The organism is Longitalea arenae, assembly GCF_016924755.1.
GTDB classification, from domain to species: domain Bacteria; phylum Bacteroidota; class Bacteroidia; order Chitinophagales; family Chitinophagaceae; genus Niastella; species Niastella arenae.
Genome location: NZ_JAFFJX010000001.1, coordinates 875,640 through 895,436, shown reverse-complemented (window position 1 = coordinate 895,436; position 19,797 = coordinate 875,640). Strand labels below are relative to the sequence as shown.

The 19,797-nt window shown below is 43.4% G+C and carries 15 protein-coding genes; 7 read left to right on the top strand and 8 right to left on the bottom strand.

Translation table 11 applies throughout. The features are described from left to right. Positions 1-54 precede the first annotated feature (54 nt). The gene (locus JT717_RS03910; protein ID WP_205508863.1) at positions 55-567 is read right to left on the bottom strand and encodes an RNA polymerase sigma factor; all 513 of its coding nucleotides are present in this window, start codon (positions 565-567) and stop codon (positions 55-57) included. A gap of 148 nt (positions 568-715) precedes the next feature. On the opposite strand from JT717_RS03910, the gene JT717_RS03905 reads away from it, so the two are divergent. The 4 genes from JT717_RS03905 to JT717_RS03890 all read left to right on the top strand — a co-directional run bounded on the left by JT717_RS03905 (position 716) and on the right by JT717_RS03890 (position 8,236). Next, positions 716-1,708, top strand: coding sequence for a FecR family protein (locus tag JT717_RS03905; protein WP_205508862.1), 993 nt, complete (start codon positions 716-718; stop codon positions 1,706-1,708). Positions 1,709-1,783: 75 nt separating this feature from the next. Beyond that, positions 1,784-5,374 (top strand): SusC/RagA family TonB-linked outer membrane protein, encoded by a 3,591-nt coding sequence (locus tag JT717_RS03900; protein ID WP_240347799.1) that lies wholly within the window; start codon positions 1,784-1,786, stop codon positions 5,372-5,374. A gap of 24 nt (positions 5,375-5,398) precedes the next feature. Further along, complete coding sequence (locus JT717_RS03895; RefSeq protein WP_205508861.1) at positions 5,399-6,928, top strand: SusD/RagB family nutrient-binding outer membrane lipoprotein; 1,530 nt, start codon at positions 5,399-5,401, stop codon at positions 6,926-6,928. Positions 6,929-6,934: 6 nt separating this feature from the next. Then, the gene (locus JT717_RS03890) at positions 6,935-8,236 is read left to right on the top strand and encodes a ComEC/Rec2 family competence protein (RefSeq protein WP_205508860.1); all 1,302 of its coding nucleotides are present in this window, start codon (positions 6,935-6,937) and stop codon (positions 8,234-8,236) included. Between the two features lie 121 nt (positions 8,237-8,357). Here JT717_RS03890 and JT717_RS03885 read toward each other — a convergent pair whose 3' ends face one another. The 3 genes from JT717_RS03885 to JT717_RS03875 form a co-directional block, all read right to left on the bottom strand. Further along, a complete protein-coding gene (locus JT717_RS03885) occupies positions 8,358-9,140 on the bottom strand; it encodes an MBL fold metallo-hydrolase (RefSeq protein WP_205508859.1) in 783 nt (260 codons plus the stop codon). Positions 9,141-9,167: 27 nt separating this feature from the next. Then, positions 9,168-9,818 (bottom strand): NAD(P)-dependent oxidoreductase, encoded by a 651-nt coding sequence (locus JT717_RS03880; protein ID WP_205508858.1) that lies wholly within the window; start codon positions 9,816-9,818, stop codon positions 9,168-9,170. Between the two features lie 66 nt (positions 9,819-9,884). After that, a complete protein-coding gene (locus tag JT717_RS03875) occupies positions 9,885-10,292 on the bottom strand; it encodes an Rrf2 family transcriptional regulator (RefSeq protein ID WP_205508857.1) in 408 nt (135 codons plus the stop codon). 507 nt (positions 10,293-10,799) lie between these two features. Between JT717_RS03875 and JT717_RS03870 the strand changes: the two genes are divergently transcribed. The 3 genes from JT717_RS03870 (at position 10,800) to JT717_RS03865 (ending at position 12,435) form a co-directional block, all read left to right on the top strand. Next, on the top strand, positions 10,800-11,162 hold the full coding sequence (locus JT717_RS03870; RefSeq protein ID WP_205508856.1) for a helix-turn-helix domain-containing protein: 363 nt from the start codon (positions 10,800-10,802) through the stop codon (positions 11,160-11,162). Positions 11,163-11,506: 344 nt separating this feature from the next. Beyond that, positions 11,507-11,980, top strand: coding sequence for a MauE/DoxX family redox-associated membrane protein (locus tag JT717_RS28760; protein WP_369411690.1), 474 nt, complete (start codon positions 11,507-11,509; stop codon positions 11,978-11,980). A 134-nt stretch (positions 11,981-12,114) separates the two neighbouring features. Beyond that, positions 12,115-12,435, top strand: a complete 321-nt coding sequence (locus JT717_RS03865; protein ID WP_205508855.1) for a hypothetical protein — start codon at positions 12,115-12,117, stop codon at positions 12,433-12,435. A gap of 111 nt (positions 12,436-12,546) precedes the next feature. Here JT717_RS03865 and JT717_RS03860 read toward each other — a convergent pair whose 3' ends face one another. From JT717_RS03860 to JT717_RS03845, 4 genes are all read right to left on the bottom strand, one after another. Beyond that, positions 12,547-13,050: a hypothetical protein gene (locus JT717_RS03860; RefSeq protein ID WP_205508854.1), complete on the bottom strand. Its 504-nt coding sequence runs from the start codon at positions 13,048-13,050 to the stop codon at positions 12,547-12,549. Between the two features lie 42 nt (positions 13,051-13,092). Further along, a complete protein-coding gene (locus tag JT717_RS03855) occupies positions 13,093-14,505 on the bottom strand; it encodes a RagB/SusD family nutrient uptake outer membrane protein (RefSeq protein WP_205508853.1) in 1,413 nt (470 codons plus the stop codon). Between the two features lie 45 nt (positions 14,506-14,550). After that, positions 14,551-18,186, bottom strand: a complete 3,636-nt coding sequence (locus JT717_RS03850; RefSeq protein ID WP_205508852.1) for a SusC/RagA family TonB-linked outer membrane protein — start codon at positions 18,184-18,186, stop codon at positions 14,551-14,553. A 287-nt stretch (positions 18,187-18,473) separates the two neighbouring features. Next, positions 18,474-19,673 (bottom strand): FecR family protein, encoded by a 1,200-nt coding sequence (locus JT717_RS03845; RefSeq protein ID WP_205508851.1) that lies wholly within the window; start codon positions 19,671-19,673, stop codon positions 18,474-18,476. Positions 19,674-19,797 lie beyond the last annotated feature (124 nt).

Below are 19,797 nucleotides of genomic sequence, written 5' to 3'. Positions count from 1 at the left end.
GGTAAGGATGGCTTTTGCTTTTCCCCATGCCGCTACATGCCGATAACGCTCCTGTCAGCTCTTTTGCAGATGGGTTTTCAGGAGTTGAATGGCCTTACTCATATGATTACGCACTGTATGCACTGAGATTGACAGCCTGGCGGCAATTTCATCATAGCTCAGTCCGCTTTCACGATGCAATAAAAATACTTTTCTGCACCGGTCAGGCAGTTGGTTGATCACGGTATCCAGCGAACTCAGTGAACGTTTTACCTGGTCATGATCTGGCTGATAACATTGACGAAGATCCACACCATGTTTTTCCAACCATTCCACTGGTAATTGTGCTTTATTGCGAATGGCATTCAGCAGGAGATTGCGCGCGATGGTTTTAATGAGAGGCAATAGCCTGTCTGCATTATTCCACCTGTCGATGTTTTCCCAAACTTTAATATAGCAGACTTGCATGATGTCTTCTGCAAAATGGGTATCATCTGTATATTCCCTGAGGAAGGCGTACAGTTTATCTTTTGAAGCATGGAACACTTCAGTAAACAGTTGCTCTTTATACAGATTTTCCCTATTCATACGCTTTTGGCCAATCAAAATTACAGGTTAGTACCCCCTTCTGTTATCATGATCTCTATTACCAGATTGTTAATTCAATTTTAATCACAATTTTCCCAGTAGTACTGAAATACGCTTTTGGTGTGTTATAGGCAGCGAACCATTATGTATGGAGAATATCAATAAGGATCTGTTGCGTCGTTGGATCGATGGAAAGTGTAGTCCTGAAGAAGCGGAATATGTACAACGATACCTGCAACAAATAAAGCCGGATCTTTTTTCCCGGCAGTTGGATGATGATTGGAAAAACGCCAGCGTTGTAATGAGTACTACTGATACTGCTTATCTCTGGCAGCTTGTACGTTCACAGATAAAGCCCAAAGCCAGGACAGTATTGCTGACAGGCCAATGGAAAAAGATTGCCGTTGCAGCTTCGGTACTCACCTTCCTGTTAACCGCGTCCTGGTTCGGTATTAGTCAGCGGCAACATAAAACGACAGCTGCAAAGGTTTGGAAAACCGTTTATAATAACAAAGCCGGCAAGATCAGCCTTCAACTGCCCGATCGTTCAACAGTATGGCTTTCAAAAGGCGCCGTTTTGAAATATGCAGCTGATATTGCAAAGGGTACGCGGCAGCTGCAACTGATGGGAGAAGCCTTTTTTGACGTATCGAAAGACAGCCTGCATCCTTTCACCGTGCAGGCCGGGAAGGTAAAGATCACGGTACTGGGCACTCGCTTTAATGTAGAAGCATATGAGAAAGAGCAAATTACCCGCATATCGCTGATAGAAGGCAGTGTAAGTACTAATTATGCAGATGCCCGTCATAAGTCGATCACCACGTTATTAACACCTGGTAATATGCTTTGCTATAACGGAGTGCAAGGGGAAGCAAACGTGCAGGCGGTGAATATAACAGATGCCAATGCATTTATAAGCGACAATATCGTATTGCAGGATATCTCTTTGAACGATGCCTTGAACCGCATTGGTGCACATTACGGTAAAACGATCCATTTACAAAACAATCATGATGATCAGCAGCAGCTTTCGGCGGTAGTGCCGGGTAATAACCTGGAAGCTGCACTTAGCAACCTGGCATTCATTTACAGATTACAGTACCGGATCGGGCAAGATACCATTCAGGTAGTTAAACAATAGATCTTTTTTCTGTTATAAAAAACCTCCCGCTGGCACGGGAGGGATTTGTAAACAAACGTTCACAAAAATTAGCGTATGCACAAATGTACTACATTTTGGAATGCAGGCCGGAAGCAGCTGACGGCACTGGCATTCTCCTGTTTCCTCGGCACTATGGCGGCAGGCCAGCAGGCAGACCTGCTGGGCACCACCGTCAGGCTGGAAGCAAAGAACACCAACCTGGCAGCGGTCTTGACCGCCCTGCAAAAGCAATGCAATACCCCCTTTTCCTATGACAAGCTTCAACTGGGAAAAGTGGAGCTGAAAGAAGTGCAATGGAAAAACATTCCCCTCAAACAGGCGCTGGCCGATCTGCAGATACAGGGCGGCCTCCTGTATAATGTGATTGGTTCCAACATTGCCTTCAGAACTGAAAATGCGCCCACGCTTGCATCAAAGAGATCATCAGTAAGAAAAGAATTGACCGGTAGCATAGTCGACGCATCCACCCGGAATCCCCTGCCCGGTGTTACCATCATAGTACGGCCCTCGGGCAAAGCTACAAGTACCGATAAAGACGGCCGGTTTTCGGTAGAGGTGCAGGAAGGTGACCGTTTGGAGCTCAGCCATGTGGGTTATATTTCGCAGGTTGTTACCGTGGGTTCAGCCAATGACATACATATTGAAATGGAACATGCTGACAACGGCTTGCGGGAAGTGGTGATCACAGCCCTGGGTATCAAAAAAGAAAAAAAGCGGCTGGGGTATGCTTTACAGGAAGTAAAAGGCGAAGACCTAACGGTGGCCCGCGAAACGAATGTAGTGAATCAGCTCGCAGGCAAAGTGGCCGGTGTAACGGTGGTCGGAAGTCCATCGGGCATCGGCGGTTCTGCACGGGTATCCATACGCGGTGAACGTTCGGTAGACCTTAATAAAAACCAGCCGCTCTATGTGGTAGATGGTGTGCCCATCAACAATTCCATTACCGGAGGCTCTGGCCGCAATAACCTTGAGGTGGATTATGGCAATGGCGCCAGTTTTTTAAATGCCGATGATATCGAAAGTATCAGTGTGCTGAAAGGGCCTGCAGCTGCCGCCTTATATGGGTCAAGGGCTGCCAATGGCGTTATACTGGTTAAAACAAAAAGCGGGAAAAGGGAAAGAGGCATAGGCGTAGAAATAAACAGTAACTATACCATGGAAACGCCGCTGAAGCTGCCTGAATACCAGACCAAATATGGCCAGGGTAATGGTAGCGGCGGTGACTTTGCTTTCGTGGATGGACGAGGTGCCGGGCTTGCCGACGGAACAGATGAAGGCTGGGGACCAGCATTTAACGGACAACTCTACCCGCAATATAATTCGCCCAGAACACTGAACGGGCAGTCAATCCCCTTTACCGGTGGTGACATGAATGCACCTGCAGGAAGTGTTATTACGCCCACGCTTTGGGAACCGGAAAAGGATAACCTTAAAAAATTTCTGCAAACCGGTCATACCTTTACCAATAATGTAGCCCTCACCGGCGGAAACAAGGATGGTGACTTCAGGCTTAGTTATACCAACCTCGATCAAAAAGGCATTGTACCCAATACTGATCTGAAAAGAAATACGGTCTCCTTTTCGGGCGGATACAATCTCACCAGTAAGTTTTCAGCCAAAGCCTTCGTAAGCTATATCAAGAGTGAAAGCGATAACCGGCCTTCGATCAGTTACGGTACGGAAAGTATTATGTACCTGTTCAATTGCTGGTTGCCCGCTTCCGTGAACCTGGGTCACATGAAACGCCTATGGCAACAGGGGCTCGATAATGTACAACAATATGGATGGAACTATAACTACCACGACAATCCATATCTTACTGTATACGAAAATACCAACGGCCAGTACTACGACCGCATCATCGGTAATGTGGTGCTGAAATATGATTTTACCAGCTGGCTGAGCCTGCAGCTTCGCACCGCCACTGACTGGAGCAATGAACGCCGTGAATACAAAAGAGCTTTCAGCACGCAGCGCTTTCCTTTTGGCCAGTACCGCGAAACGAATATTGTGAATGAAGAGCGGAACTCCGATTTCCTTTTTACATTCAACAAACATCTTAACACCGATTTTGCCCTGAACGCTACTTTTGGCGGCAACCAAATGCGGCAGACCTCCCGTTTTAATGAATCAGTGGCCGGCCAATTGAATGTTCCGAAGATCTATAGCATGAATAATTCGCGCATCGCATTGGTGACAGAGCAGAACAATGTGGGCAAACGGATCAATAGTTTGTACGGTTCTGCCGGCGTATCCTACAAGAACTCATTGTTCCTTGATGTCACCGGCCGTAACGATTGGAGCAGTGCCTTAACGCTTCCGAATGAATTAAAATCCTTTGGAAAAGAAGACAACTCTTATTTCTATACCTCCGTTGCGTTAAGCGCCGTGGTGAGCGAGATGGTCACCATGCCCCAGGCGATCAGCTTTTTAAAGCTGCGTGCGAGCCTTGCCCAGGTAGGGAATGATACCGATCCTTTTGCATTTACCCAAACCTACAACCGCAGCGATCCCTTTGGCGCGGTACAGATCTATAGCGAAACCAACAGCCTGGCCAATCTTAATTTAAAACCCGAGATCAGCTCTGCTTATGAGGGCGGTGTCGAGATCCGCTTGCTGAACAACCGTATAGGGCTTGATGTAACTTATTACCAGAGCCGTACCAGGAACCAGATCCTGAATATTCCTTTATCTAACACTAGTGGGTATGAATCCCGCAAGATCAATGCAGGTCTGATCAGGAATAATGGGGTGGAAGTAATGCTTACCGCTTCACCGGTTAAATCGAGAAAATTTTTGTGGGACACCTATATCAACTTTTCGGCCAACCGCAGCAAAGTGCTCGAGCTAAGTGATGACCTTACCAATTATGTAATGGCTTCCCGCCGCGTAAGTGTGGAAGCAAGAGTAGGCGAAAGAATGGGTGACCTGTATGGGATTGGTTTTGCCAGGGTACAAAGTACCGATCAGAATGCACCGTATTATGACCCCACAGGCCAGTACACCGGGCAAATGGTTTTTTCAGCCGATAAAGGACGCCCGATACCTACCACCAACAGGATCCACCTGGGCAATTATAATCCCGACTGGTTAATGGGCATTGGCAATACCCTGCAGTATAATGGTTTCAGGTTTAGCTTCCTGTTCGATATCCGGCAGGGCGGAAGGCTGTATTCAGAAACCCAGACCGTTGGCCGCGAAGGCGGCATTATTAAAGAAACGCTCGAGGGCCGTGCCGACGGATACGATCTTGCGAAACCAGGCAATGGCGTTATTGGCGCAGGCGTGATCCAGAACCCGGATGGCAGTTTCAGCCCTAACACAAGAAAGGTGGCGGTGCGCGAATGGCATACGGCATGGACAAACGGCCGCAGCATAGCAGAAGGGGTAATGTATGATGCATCTTTTGTTAAGTTGCGTGAAGTACAGATCGGCTATACCATCCCGCGCAAAATATTCGGCAAAACACCCATCCATGGCGCTGTTATTTCCCTGGTGGGCCGCAACCTGCTGCTTTGGGACAATGTACCGCATATTGATCCTGAGAACATGTCTTATGCAGGTGGCACGGCGCTGCCGGGCATCGAGTATATGAGCATACCTTCTACCCGCAGTTATGGCGTTAACCTTTCTTTTAAATTTTGATGTGTTACTCTTAAAGAAACTATTATGAAACTCGTCAATATTATCCTCGTAGTGCTTATGATCGGGTTAACTACCGGATGTAAAAAAAATTTTGAAGAGATCAATACCAATAATAATAATCCTACCATTGTAACACCCGACGTGTTATTAAGTGGCATCATTAAAAGTATGATGGACCGCCAGGTAAATGAAGCCTGGAGCATTGGAAACATTGTAGTGCAGCACCATGCCAAGATACAGTTCGTAAATGAAGACCGGTATGGCTGGAACGAAAGGAATGATATCTGGAACACGGTGTACAGTAATTACCGTAACATCCAGAATATTTTAATCCTTATTGGGAATGATGAAAGCAATCCTTATTATGGTGTAAGCCTGGTGTTAAAATCGTGGATGTTCTCTTTGGTTACAGACGCTTATGGCGATGTTCCATACAAGGAGGCGGGCCAGGCGAAAACAGCGGGTGTTTATCAACCCGCGTATGATAAACAAGAAGATATTTATTCAGGCATACTGGCCGACCTGAAAAAAGCCAATGAGCTGTTGGCCAGTGCAGATGGCAGCAACTTCAAAGGCGACCTCTTATATGGAGGCGGTGCTGCTGCTTTATTAAAATGGAGAAAACTGGCCAATGCATTGCGCCTGCGGGCGCTCATGCGTATATCTGCCAAAAAAAATGTAGCTGCCGACATGCAGGCCATTGTTGGTAATACCATCAGCAACCCGGTTTTTGAAAGCAACAATGATAACGCGGTGCTTAAATATCTTGCGGCGGCTCCCAATCAATGGCCTATTTATGGAAGTCGCGTAGGCAGTTTCGATGAATTCAGGATCAGTAAAACATTTACCGACCGGCTCACCCAACTGAACGACCCGCGCATGAAGATCTTCGGCAGGCCTACGCAAAACTCCGTAGCTGCCGGTACACCGGAGATCAAAGGAATACCTAATGGACTCAGTGATGTAGATGCGCTGGCTTATAACGGCGGCGTACAAGGCGTATCAAGAGTAGGTTATACATTTGCCTGCCTGGTTTGCAATGACGCAGGACAGGCGCCCCCCGACCCTGCTGCTGCCCAGGGATTGCTAATGACTTATGCAGAGCTTCAGTTCATTTTGGCGGAAGCCCGTCAGAAGGGATTAATAACTACCGGAGATGCAGCAACCTATTACAATAATGGCATAACGGCCAATTTCAATTACTGGCAATCGGTAGTACCTGCTGCTTATGGACTAAATATCGCCATGCCGGCAGGCTATCTTACGCAGCCCACGGTAGTTTATTCAGGCACCGATGCCGACAAATTGGCCAGGATCGCTTTACAAAAATGGATCGCATTATACTTTAATGGCCTGGAAGCCTGGTTCGACTGGCGCAGGACAGGTATGCCTGCCATTACACCCGGGCCTTCCAATTTAAACAATAACAAAGTACCTGTCCGTTATATTTATCCTTTGTCGGAACAATCCCTTAACACCGCCAACCGGGCAGCGGCCGTCGAAAGGCAGGGTAATACCGATGACCTGAACACCAAAATGTGGTTATTGCAATAACACAATATGAAAAAGATACTATATCTGCTTTTTCCCTGCACCCTGATGGGTGCAGGGCTATTTTCACAAGTACCCCTAACCGGACAGCCATTACCTAACTGGCAAAAGGGATATCTCGACCTGCACCATATAAATACAGGCAGGGGCAGCGCCGCTTTTTATATCTTGCCCGATGGTACTACCATGCTGGTAGACGCCGGTGAAATATCGCCGTTGGACAGCCGCACCTTTACTCCCCGGAATTCCCAGCTGAAACCAGATGATTCGTACAAGCCGTATGAATGGATCGTACGCTATATTCAGCAGGCGTCCCCGAAGAAAAATAAAGCCGTGATTGATTATGCGTTGATCACTCATTTTCATGATGATCATTTTGGCGCCTGGTATCCGGCGGCACCTTTGGCCGCCTCTGGCAAATTCAGGCTGACCGGCATTACCGGTGTTGCAGAACTACTGCCCGTAGGCATCTTGATCGATCGCGGTTACCCGGATTATAACTATCCGTATGAGATGAAAAAACAGGCCGGACAGTACGGCGGTGGCGAAATATCATTTGGTCATACCATGGGAAACTACTTTAGCTTTCTTGCAGCCAAACAAGAAGCGGGAATGAAGGTTGCTGCACTGAAAGCGGGAAGCAGGCGGCAGATCCGGTTAGTACATGATGCCAACGCATTTCCTTCTTTTTATGTACAAAACGTGAAAGCCAACCAATGGATCTGGACAGGTAAAGATTCTGCCGTTGTACCGCATTTTCCAGCTATAGATCCAGCCGACCGCAGCAGCTGGCCGGATGAGAACAGCCTGAGCCTTGCGTTGACCATTCATTATGGACCTTTCACCTATTATACGGGCGGCGACAATCCCGGCAATGTTTTCCCCGGTGATAACCCGTTGCGTGACGTAGAAACGCCCATGGCCAAAGCGATTGGAGAAGTGGATGTTGCTACCATGGATCATCATGGCAACCGCGATGCAGTAAATGAATTTCAGGTAAGAACATTCAAACCCCGTGTTTGGATCGGTCAATCCTGGTCGGCTGATCACCCTGGACATGAAGTATTGATCCGGATGACCAATACATACATTTACCCGGGGCCACGCGACCTGTTTGCTACCAATATGCTCGATGCAAACAGGCATGTGATCGGTCCGCTCATCGATCGCGCATATAAAAGCCAGCAGGGACACATACTCGTAAGGGTCTTGCCGGGTGGCGCATCCTATTATGTTATTATTCTCGATGACAGTATACCGTCAATGCCTGTGAAAGTAGTGTTTGGACCATATGCTTCGAAAACGAAATGAATAGCAAGCGGGTATTGGAAAGAATGCCCATATATACCAACCTGGCCGGAACATAAAAAGAAAGCCATCCTGCTTAATTCAAGATGGCTTTTATTTTCCAACAGAGGGTTGCCTCTTTTACTTAGATCTCAATCACAGCCGGCGAGCCGGGCTGCAGCCAGAGCAGTTTTTCCTTGAGATCTGAATGAATTATCTGATCATATAGATATTCAGCTCCTTCATTAAAATGTTTCCAGCCTTCAAAGTGCGTGGGAATAAATTTTTCTACCTTCAGCAACCGCGCTGTTTTAATTGCCATTTCAGTGGTAAAGGTCAGGGGCATATAATTGATTTCCGGAAAACCAGCCTTGCCCACATGCAATATGGCAGTGTGTACTTTAAATCTTTTTGCGATCTCTTCGATGCCGTCAAAATATACGGTATCTCCGGATACATAAAGAGCGCCTTTTTGCTGGCCTTCCCATTCGATTATAAACCCAATGACATGGCCGGATATTTTTGTTTGTTCCTGTGTAGGCGCATGCTGGCAGGGTGTAGCGGTGATGCGCAGGCCGGGCACTTTATCGGTTGGGACATCGATACTTTCCCACTCATGAAGTCCTGTTACATTGTTCTGCGCCAATCGTTCCACAGCTCCAGGAGTAGATATTACCTGCTTTACCGTTTTGATGAATGCGCGGCCGGCATTATCAAGATTGTCTTTATGCTGATCGTGGCTTAACAGCACGAGGTCTACGGGACCTATATCCCCGGGTTGCAGGCTCGGCGAACCGGTTTTATAGAGCGTTCTCGGACCTTCGTAAACAGTTCCTTTCACATCGAACGCAGGATCGGTGACTATGACAAATCCGTTAATGTCGATAACCATACAGGCAGTGTCGACTTGCAGGAAGGAGACTTTCATATTTTCACTTCTATTATGGATGATGAATTAGTAAGCAACTGTAAACCGCTTACGGATAAATTTAGGCGCCTCTACCTCATCTACAACAGCAACCGCCACATCTTCAACAGAAATAACACTTCTTCCTTGATCATTATAGACAGGATTATCCAATCCCGTACGGTATTTCCCTTTTCTTACACCAGAAGTACCAGGATGCATTTCAATGGCCGGGCTTAAGAATGTCCAATCAAGCTCCTGTTCTTTTTTAATTATGTTCAGATAGTCTCTGGCTGCCAATGCGCCGGGTTTCCATTCCTCGGGAAAACCGGGAGAGTCAACTTTTTGTACACCATCAGCCACATACAAACTTCCCGCGCCGCCGATGATCAATAGTCGTTTCACACCGGCGTTTTTTACACCTTGCTGAATAGCATCAGAACCCTGTAGAAATTCATTGTATAAGTTGGGGTTCGTCCAACCGGCATTATAGGCGCTGATCACCACATCATGTCCTTTTACAGCAGCAGCCACTTCGTTGGCATGTAATGCATTTACTTTTTTAGCAATCACATGGTGATCTTGCTTAACTGCTTCCGGATTGCGGACAAGAGCTGTCACCTGGTGACCTCTTTGCGTCAATTCATTTAAAATGGCAGAACCAACAAAACCGGTGGCTCCAATCAATGCTACTTTCATTTTTTTGTATTTAAGATTTATGATTCAACTGTAATTACATTTGTTACAGTTATAGATAAAAAAAATTTACAGGAATTTTTGGCTGAAATCAGCCACTGTATTTTTCGCCAATTGTTTTAAGAACGCTTCATCTGCTTTTGTATACAGTTCTTTGAGGTGGCTGTTAATCTGTTTGCCCACAATGCAATCAGGGTTGGGATCATTTGACCTGCCCAGGATGGGCGAATCGTTGACCGATCTATATATATCTGATAAACGGATCTGCGAAGCAGGTTTACCCAAATAATAACCGCCCCCTTTCCCTTCTTTACTTTCAATAAAGCCATGTTCCCGCAGGTTGCTGATCTCCTTACGCACTATTACAGGATTTACGTTTATGCTGCCGGCGATGTATTCGGAGGACAGCAACTCATCCTTTTTGATATGAAGGAGCGTTAAAATGTGCAAAGCGGTGGCAAACCGGCCATTGTTCATACTGTAACAATTATTATTACAGTACAAAGATAGGGGTATTTTGGAAAAAGTGAATTTAAATGTGAGGTATGAGCTTTGTTTAACAAGTTTGTAACAGGCCTGGCACCGAACAGGCGGTTAATTGATTGATGGCTTTAATTTAGGAGGCAACATGGTTCGTTCGCCCCTTATTGAAGGGGTTCATGAAGTTTAACCAGGCAACCTCCGCTATCCTGGTTACTAAAATAAATTCTGTTTTTAAATAAAGGTGCCACGTAATAATCTGTTATCCCTTGTATGACAATACGGTTACCTTACACTTACCTGGCATGAAGTGAGAGATAAGTTTATAACGCATGGTAACAATTTAAGAAATTTGGCCCTGAATTGGTCGCTACAATAACTAGTGACAAACCGCATACTTACGGAAGATCTTTTACAACTAGCACAGCCCTCATTAGTCTATCTTATAAATAGACTATCTTTGATCGAACGCAATAACCAGTGTGAAAGTAAACCTTACCTAATATGATCAGTAAACAATCATCCATCAATGATGCAGCCATTTCAATAAAGGAATTCATCGATGCAAACCCACTGAATAAGCTCAGTGCTACAGAACTGGCTGCGAAATTTCGAGTTAACAGGTATAAAGTGTTACCCATTTTTAAGCATTTAACTGGTGCAACCATACAACATTATAAGTTAAAAAAGTGTATGGAAGAAGCTGGTAATATGCTGCTTTCCGGCATGACGGTAAAGGAAGCTGCCATCGAATGTGGTTACCAGGAGTATCATAATAACTTCACCAGGAGCTTTAAAAAGGTATATACTATCGGCCCCGAAGAATGGGTAAAAAAAAATCTGATTGAAAAAAAGAATCAGTTGTAATCCTAAGCATTTGCAGTTTAGTCTACTACAACAATAGGCTATAAAAAATAGAACAGTTTACATTTTTAGGATAGCAACATATCCGCAAAGTTTCAGAACTAGTACTTAACTTGCTTATACAAAGAAACCAAGAATATGAGGTTGATGATTTGAAGCGGCTTTCCCGCACTGTTGTGTTCCACATGAATGATCTGCTACAGGCCTAACTTACTAATGACAAGATGGAGGGTGTTGACATTAAATGCGTCATGGCTATTTAATATCACCTTTTGAATTCGAATACAGAAAAATTTTCAAGACGCCAAATATGTGCTTTCCATAAAGGAAATGTGACAATTAACAATATGGATATGAAAAATAAAACTTTATATGTCGCCGGTTTTCAGAAACGATTCTTTTTGGAAGATATCATAGCATTTGTCATAATACTGTTCTCAGCGTATACACTAATAAGCAGCATAACAGAATTAAGCAACTTGAAAGGCATGTTGGGATTTTATACAGTCGATACCACGACTATTGCATGGATAATAATAGTGATTGAAGCAATAACGTTAACACTTTTGTTCTTCCCTATTACGAGGACAGCCGGCTTTATATCGTTTATTCTATTAGCAGTGTTTGCTGGGATAACAATGTTACGCTACCCTCATAATCCACACGATTTTGGTGGCATATTTAATCATATATCCCGGCCTCAAAAGTGGATGGTAATTGTGACAGTATCACTGATTTCCGCCGGAGGAATATTACTACGGTTATTCAATACCAGCAACACACATTTAAGATCTGGAGACCAACGCACAGTATACAACTAATTGCGCAATAATTCTGCCAGCGCCCGGCCGGCAAAAGCAGGAAGGCGAAACCCAATCGCTTGAATATTGGGAAGGGAATACCGAAAACCTTTAAAAGAGTAGGTAACAAATCTATTAACTTTAAATTTTTAATTATGAAACGTAATTTGCTGGCTTTATCCGCCGTCGTTTTAGCAATTGGCTTTAGCGCTTTTTCACCCAAATTTGCTATTCGTTATATTGTTTATGATGGCTCTGGCGCTGAAAACAGTTTCTCTAACTATGCCGTTCAAAGTAGCAGCCCGGGTACGCATTCAACAAATACTACCATTTGGTGGTTCAGAGTTGATGATGCAAACGGTACCATTACTGAAGATGAATTCAACAACACATATTTCCCTGCTGCAGATGCAAATGGTAACGGCAGCTTAAGTGATCAGGCAGAATCTGCTAACCTGGAAAAGAAACAATTCTAGTTAAAAAGAATGACTTCAAAAAGGGCTGCCTCAAAGTATGAGTCAGCCCTTTTACAAGGTAAAACTCAGGGCCGCAGCGCATCCTTTACGTCTATACTGCCAGCCGGTATTTTACCGTATTTCCTTAGCATATTCTTCTTTCATAACAAAATAGATAGCTTCCCACTTACCTGGACTATCCAAAAAAGAATTTTCTTTGTACGGCGCCTTCAGGATGACATACTTTCCCCAATTCTTTCCTTCAAAAATATGAGTATACGTTACAATCTTATAAACCTTAAGTTTTTCAAAATTCGCATCCACTTTTTTTTGCGCCGCTGTATCCGTCCTGTCAAACAAATTTTTTCTGAGGGATTGGGGCCAACCATATACATCGTCGTGCTTTTCCAGTTTATTAAATTCTACTTCGCCTATTTGCCTAATGATTTGGTCTTTTGTATTGGCATAAAAGTCATCACCATTTATAATTCCTCTTTTACTCCAATCCAGAACCTGTACCAAAGGATACGGCCAGTTATCCGTATTTGCTACTTGGGACTGAGCAATACTAAATAAGAACCAATGCACATGTAAGAATACTAAAACACCATTTATAAAGATTCTATTAGACTTCATTTTATATTATTTATTAATTATTGTTTGATAAGGCTCTAGCACTTAACGCTCGTTTTGCGGCATGGTGGTTAACTGAATTATCTCTTGTGGAATCAACAAAGCAAACCGCTTATCGTTAGGCTTCAATTCGTAGACCTGGCCGTTAAGATTACGATTCAAGGTGAGGGCAAATGAAGGCTCTTTGTTCAATCGTTTTATGTCGGGCCATCTTGTGCCTCGATAAATCAATTCTTTTTTTCTTTCTGCTAACACTTTCTGTAAAGCATCAGTTGCACTGGAGGCGGAAAATGGAATAAACGTTGTTGCTCGCCAGCGTTTTTCAAGCAGCAAATTCAAAGCCGTCATCGCAGCATCTATATTTCCCAATCGGGCATCACACTCGGCCTTGATCAACAACACTTCATCACTAGCCAAGCCATTAAATAATTCTTCTGCGCCGCCGTTATAAGAACCGATAAATCGGTATGTATGGTCACCGTTGTCGCTAAAGAACACTTTTTTTCTTAAATCATCATTATGGTAAGATTTATACAAATTGGAATCTATTTTAGCTTTGGTACTTGCGTTCAAACATGCGCCGGTGTTTGTGAAAAAAATTACTTCTTTGTTAAATCGGCTAATAGGCATAGTCGACAAGCTGTCTACTTCTTGTTGATTATTGAAATCTAGCAGCTCATTATGTAAATTGAGGCATTTCTCCGCGTTTTCTTTTGCCCTCGTAAAATCACCCATTTGAAGATAGGCTCTAGCTAATAAAGCAAAACACGCCGGTTTGGAGGGACGGGTCTTAACTACCGGCACAACTGGCAACAAGGGCAAAGCGTCCTCCAAATCCTGAATAATGCGGGCGTAAGTCTGCTCTACTGTAGAGCGTACACTGGGTACATTAAAATTTGAATTTAATCGTAGTGGTATTCCCAAATCCTGTGCTGCAGTATTGCCGTCATATTGCAGCGCAAATAACTGAGTAAGTTGATAAAAACTATGCGCTCGAAGAAATAAGGCAGTACCCTTAACATTATCCGCGATATCATCCTTTCCCGTTGTTGATACATTTTGTAAGTTGTCTAATGCAGTATTAGCTGTAAATATTGTTATATACTGACGGCGCCAATCTTCGAGATCATTAACATTGCCATCCCACAAATATGCATTCATGTTGAGCTCTGTTTCAGATGCCCAATCATCTGGAGTTACATAGTACTCATCAGTGCCCGTATTTATAAGGTCCATGGCTGTATTCAATCTGGGCTCATCCAGCATACCCTGCAAATCGGCTAATCCTGAAGGTACAGAGAGACTTTGGTCTGACTTCTTATCTAAATATTTTTTGCATCCAGTACAAAAAACATAAACTGCAATAGTTAACGAAAATAGCAATAGCCGTCTCACCACATTTTTATTCGTTACATAAATATTGCTGAACAAAATACATATTTTGATATAGTCTGTCATAATGGTTGCTTTACTGTAAGAAATTTGTCTTATGACGGTTACAACCTATAAGCTACATGTTAACCCAAGGGCTGTACGTTTAGGCGGTGGGAAAGTGGCACCACCCTGCTGATAGTCAGGATCCAAACCGTCTTTGTTTGCCCTCCAAATAATCCCGATATTTTCTACATTGGCAAATACCTGGATACTTTTAAATAGTATCCGTTTTTTCGAGTGCTTAATATCGTAGCTTAATCTAATGCATTCCAATCTGATGTTATCGGCTTTTAAAACATTAACAGATGAACGGGCATAAAAATCATCTCTGCGGGAATTCGATACGGGATAAATCAGGGATGGTATTGTCGTCACTTTTTCGTCACCAGCTTTTTGCCATCGGTTCACATAGTCAGCATGTGCAGTTCCAGTTCTGTATAGAGCAAAATAAGAAATAGTACTTTTTCTAAAAAAATATCCCAACCGGTAGCTCAGGCTTACAAGAAGTGCGAACCCTTTATATGAAAATCGGTTATTTAGAAATCCAAAATTGGTTGGAATGGCTGAACCGTGATAAACGAGGTTAGCCGTATCAATAGATTGATTAAAAATTGCGCGATAGTCTTTTGTTGTAGACCCACCCAGGAATCCCTGTGGATCGCCGTTCGCAGGATCTAATCCAGCAAAAGGATAGCTATACATACCGTAAGGTGATCTACCCTTTACAGATGTAATAATTGTGGAAGAACCCATCAATCCAGCTGTTGTCCTCAGTTTATCATTCAAATAGTATTGGGTAATTTTTGTATTGACATACGTGAAACCGACTTCCGTAAACCATTTAAGTGGTCCATCGACGTTAAGAGAATTTAACATTATTTCAAACCCACTCGTTTTTAGGCCGGCACTATTCTTTTGAACACTCGTAACTCCAGTTGTTTCGTCAATAAGGTAATTGTAAATGAGATTGTTGGATTTCTTTTTATAAAACTCAATACTTCCGGAAATGCGATTATTGAAGCCCCGAAAGTCAGCGGCTATATTTAACTGGCCTATAGACTCCCATGTCAAATCAGGATTGCCGGGTGATACAATACTTGTGTAAGGAAGATTAACATTGAAGTTCGAGCTGGCCGGTTCTGCTGATATAATTGCAGAGGGAGAAAGAGTATTATTGACATTTCCTTGATACCCGAATGATGTTCTTAATCGTAAGTAAGGTATGTACTTCATCTTATAGAAGTTTTCTTCCGAGATAGCCCATGCGGCACCAATAGTATACAACGGTTTCCATTTATCATTTGTATTTACGCCGAATAAATTAGTTGCATCCCTTCTCGCACTCGTTGAAACCGTATACTTACTTTTAAAAGTATAAGCCGCATTACCGAACAAGGATACAAATCGATCAGTTTTAAGGCCATAATCCTTTTGCTGCGGAATGTTACCGCTGCCCATGTTGGCATACCATGGATATTCTGTAACATAATCAACATCTACATATGATAAAGTATTTTCATTAAAGCCATAGGCACGTTCATTATTACTTGATAGACTTCTTTCGGAAATTTCACCGCCAAGGATTGCGGCTATTTTATGAGATGATGAAAAATGTTTATCAAAAGAAATTTGCGCTCTACCGTATTTTGAGGATATCCCGAAATAATTTAAATCCAAGATGCCGCCGATGGGTATAGGATACGTAACAGCGCCGCCTCCCACCTGGGAGAATTTGTTAATCAAATCCCTGGTAAAAAATGTTCTCTCGCTATAAAAGTTCCGGCCAATTCCATCTGTATTTTGAAACTGATAGTTCACCTGAAAACGAAGAAAATCTGCAAGCTTATAATTTACCCCTAAGTTAATAACTACATCTCTTTGCTTTACTGTGTTGTCTGCATTGCGTAGTTCATCAAGCGGAAAATAACTCCAGTCGAGAAGTGTTCCGTTCCCGGCCGTATCAATAAAACCTGTTCGGTATTCGCGAGCAATTCTAAGCGGAAGGCCATTTGCATCCGCAAACCTGGCATAAGGATACAAGCTACGTTTACCATTAAAAATCCGGTAATCGTAGTTATTACTTCCAAAATTACCAAGACTGTTATTTTTTGTGCTATTGTCAGTAAAAGAAACTCCTATCTGGATTTCCAGATTTTTAACAAGCGTTAACGTATTATCGGTACGGAATGTTATTCTCTCTCCTTCATCTCCTCTCAGATTGCTAGCGTATTTATCATAGCCTCCTAGAAAGGAATACTTAATTTTGTCGGTTCCGCCCTTGATATTAAGCGCATGTTGTTGATTAATTGCATTACGATAAATGAACTTATTGAAATCATGCCTAACGTCGTGTTGCCTTAACTCCGCTATCTTTGCCGCGGCTTCCTGGACCGAAATTTGTCCGAACTTTTGTTGTGAAAGTATTTCAACCACGGGAGACATAGCGGGATAACTTGACTGATCATTGAGATCGCCGTTATAAAATCCTTTATCAAATAAATAATGCTCTACGTCGATAAAATCAGACGACGACATTGCCGGATACTTAAATAAGTCCGGCTTTTCAATAAAATTTAAATTTGAAGTAAAAGTAATGGCTGCCGGTTGATTAAATTGGCCTTGCTTAGTAGTGATTACGATGACACCGTTTCCCGCCCGTGCACCCCAAATGGAGGCAGCGGCTGCGTCTTTTAAAATGGTTATGTTCTCTATATCGTTTGGATTAATATTGTTGATATCGCCGGCATATGGAAAATTATTGACGATAATGAGCGGAGTTTTGATGGAGCCTGTTAGCGTACTTAATCCACGAATGAGTATATTACCTGGCTCAACAGCAGTAGCATTGGCCTGCATGCTTCGACGATCAAACAGTACGCCGGTCGTCACTCCATCCAGACGACTCAGTATGTCTACACCAATACGTCTGTTTATTTGTTCGTTGTTAACAAGCTCGAAAGATCCAGTGGCTCTTTCTTTTGGAATTTTTTCGTACCCGGTATTAACAGTGACAGTTACATCTCCAAGTGCACTAACCTTCGTTTTTAAACTTATTGCCAACTCCGTTTTCCCACTCACCTTTAATTCAAACGTTTCTAAACTTACATGGGTAAAAACAAGCGTTGCATTCTGATCAACAGTATTAAGAGAAAATTCCCCATTCTTATCAGTAATAGCTCTTTGAGCGCCGCCCTTTACAGCAACCGTCACCCCCTCCACCGGATCGCCCTTTTCATTAACCACCCGGCCCCGCACATCAATCAATGGGGGATTCTCATTTGTAGCTTCTACTATTGTGACAGGCTTTTCTTCTATTTTCCTGACCGGCCGTATCGCCACATTCTTTTCAATAAACTCATACGTCAACTGCTGATTCTTCAGGCATATATCCAAAACCGTTTTCAGATTGGCATTTGTGACCTGAATAGTTACCTTCTTATTCTTTACATATTGCGGCCTGTAAAGAAAGGCTACCCCTGTTTGAGCAGTAATGGATCTAAACACCTGTTCAAGCGGTGCATCGTTAAAAGAAAGGCTTATTTTCTCCTGTCCCCAACCTGTGGCAGAAACCTGCAATGAAGCAGCCAGCAATAAAATGGCGGTTATCTTCATAACCAATACAATTTTTCGGATTCTTTTTAGCAGAAATGGTTTTGGTTCAGCGCCGGCAATAACCGGCTCTTTGCAAGCAACAAAATCTTGCATAACTTTAGTTTGTTAGGTTAATAAAAATGCACACTCGTTTCAGTTAACCTATCTTACCGGCGTCCCGCCCGCCAGCGGGATGCCGTTGTTTTATGTTTAATGACATAAGGTTAACTCGTAGGCCAGGTTGGATGGTTAATGCTTTCAAGTGGTTTGCAAGCGTCAGACGGCTGTAGGAAGCCGGATAAGGCATGATTACAGTATGGTGCGCACATCTTTTAGGATTATTGATATATTATATCCTCAATTATGCATTTTTTTACGTTTCCCGGCCTTATATAGATTGCTTATTGCGCTTTCAGGATCAATTTTCTTCCTTCAATTCTTGCGTTCACATCCATAGCAGCCAAAAGTTTCACAACGCTTGAAAGATTGGAGCTGCGGTTGATATCGCCGGTTAATTCCACATTGGCTGCCCCGCCCTCATACACTACTTCCACATTATACCAACGGGCAACATTTTTCATTGCTTCCGAAAGTTTATCTTCTGAAAACCGGAAATATCCCTGCTGCCAGGCGGTTATTTTATCAACGTTCACATCATCGGTGACCGTTATTTCATTGGCAATCACCTGCGCCTGTTGCCCCGGCCTGATCTGCTTTCTTTGCATACCGTTGATAACCCTAACCGAACCCTCTATTAGTGTTGTTTTAATAGCTTCTTCATCTTTATAGGCATTCACATTGAACTTTGTTCCTAATACCTGAATGTTTACTCCGTTGACTGTGGCAATAAATGGCTTGGCTGCATTGTGCGCGATTTCAAAATATACCTCGCCGGTAACTTCTACCTTCCGCTCATTACCGGTAAAGGATACGGGAAAACGGATGGATGACTCAGCATTTAACCATATCCTTGAGTTATCGCTTAATAATAAAGGATAGGTTTGCCCTTTTGCGGTCGACACTGTATTATATAACACCTCATTTTTGCCGTCTTCCTCGCCGGGAGCATACACGAGCTGACCGTCTTTACTCATGATCTGTGTGGCGCCTTGGCGAGCCAACTGGCCCATAGCTGTGTTATCCAGAACAATCGTTCTGCCGTCTGCAAGCTGCAGGGTGGCTTTACTGCCGCCTGGTGCAATGTCAGGTTCTGCCTTTTGTTTACCGGTCACATGAGGGCCTGGTTCGCGGTCTTGTTTAGAAAATATGGCTATTGAAAGAAGGATCAAAATAACCGCAGCAGCGGCAGCAAGCTTGGGCCATAATGATCTGATCATCGTCTTTTCTGGTTCAGCTTCAGCCTCTACCGGCAATTGCGGTTCTTCGGTAATCAGCCCATGCATTTTTTGCCGGGCAACGATGTCCGAATCAATTTTATAAGCATCCGCAACCGCGCTTATCAAATAATGATCATCAATTAATTCGTCAAAGATCTGCTGGTTGATTTCAGATTCATTTTTCCAGGATTCCAACTCTTGTTTTTCATTCCCATCAAGGTCATCCTTTAAATATTTCTTGATCAGCAATGCAATGTCTGCCATAGATCATTATATTAGCCGCATTAAAATGTTTCACATCTACCTTCCTACACAAGCTTTTCACAATTATGACGACACCGGTGTTGCATTTGTCCCGAAAAAATAAAAAATAATTAATGGTGGCTTA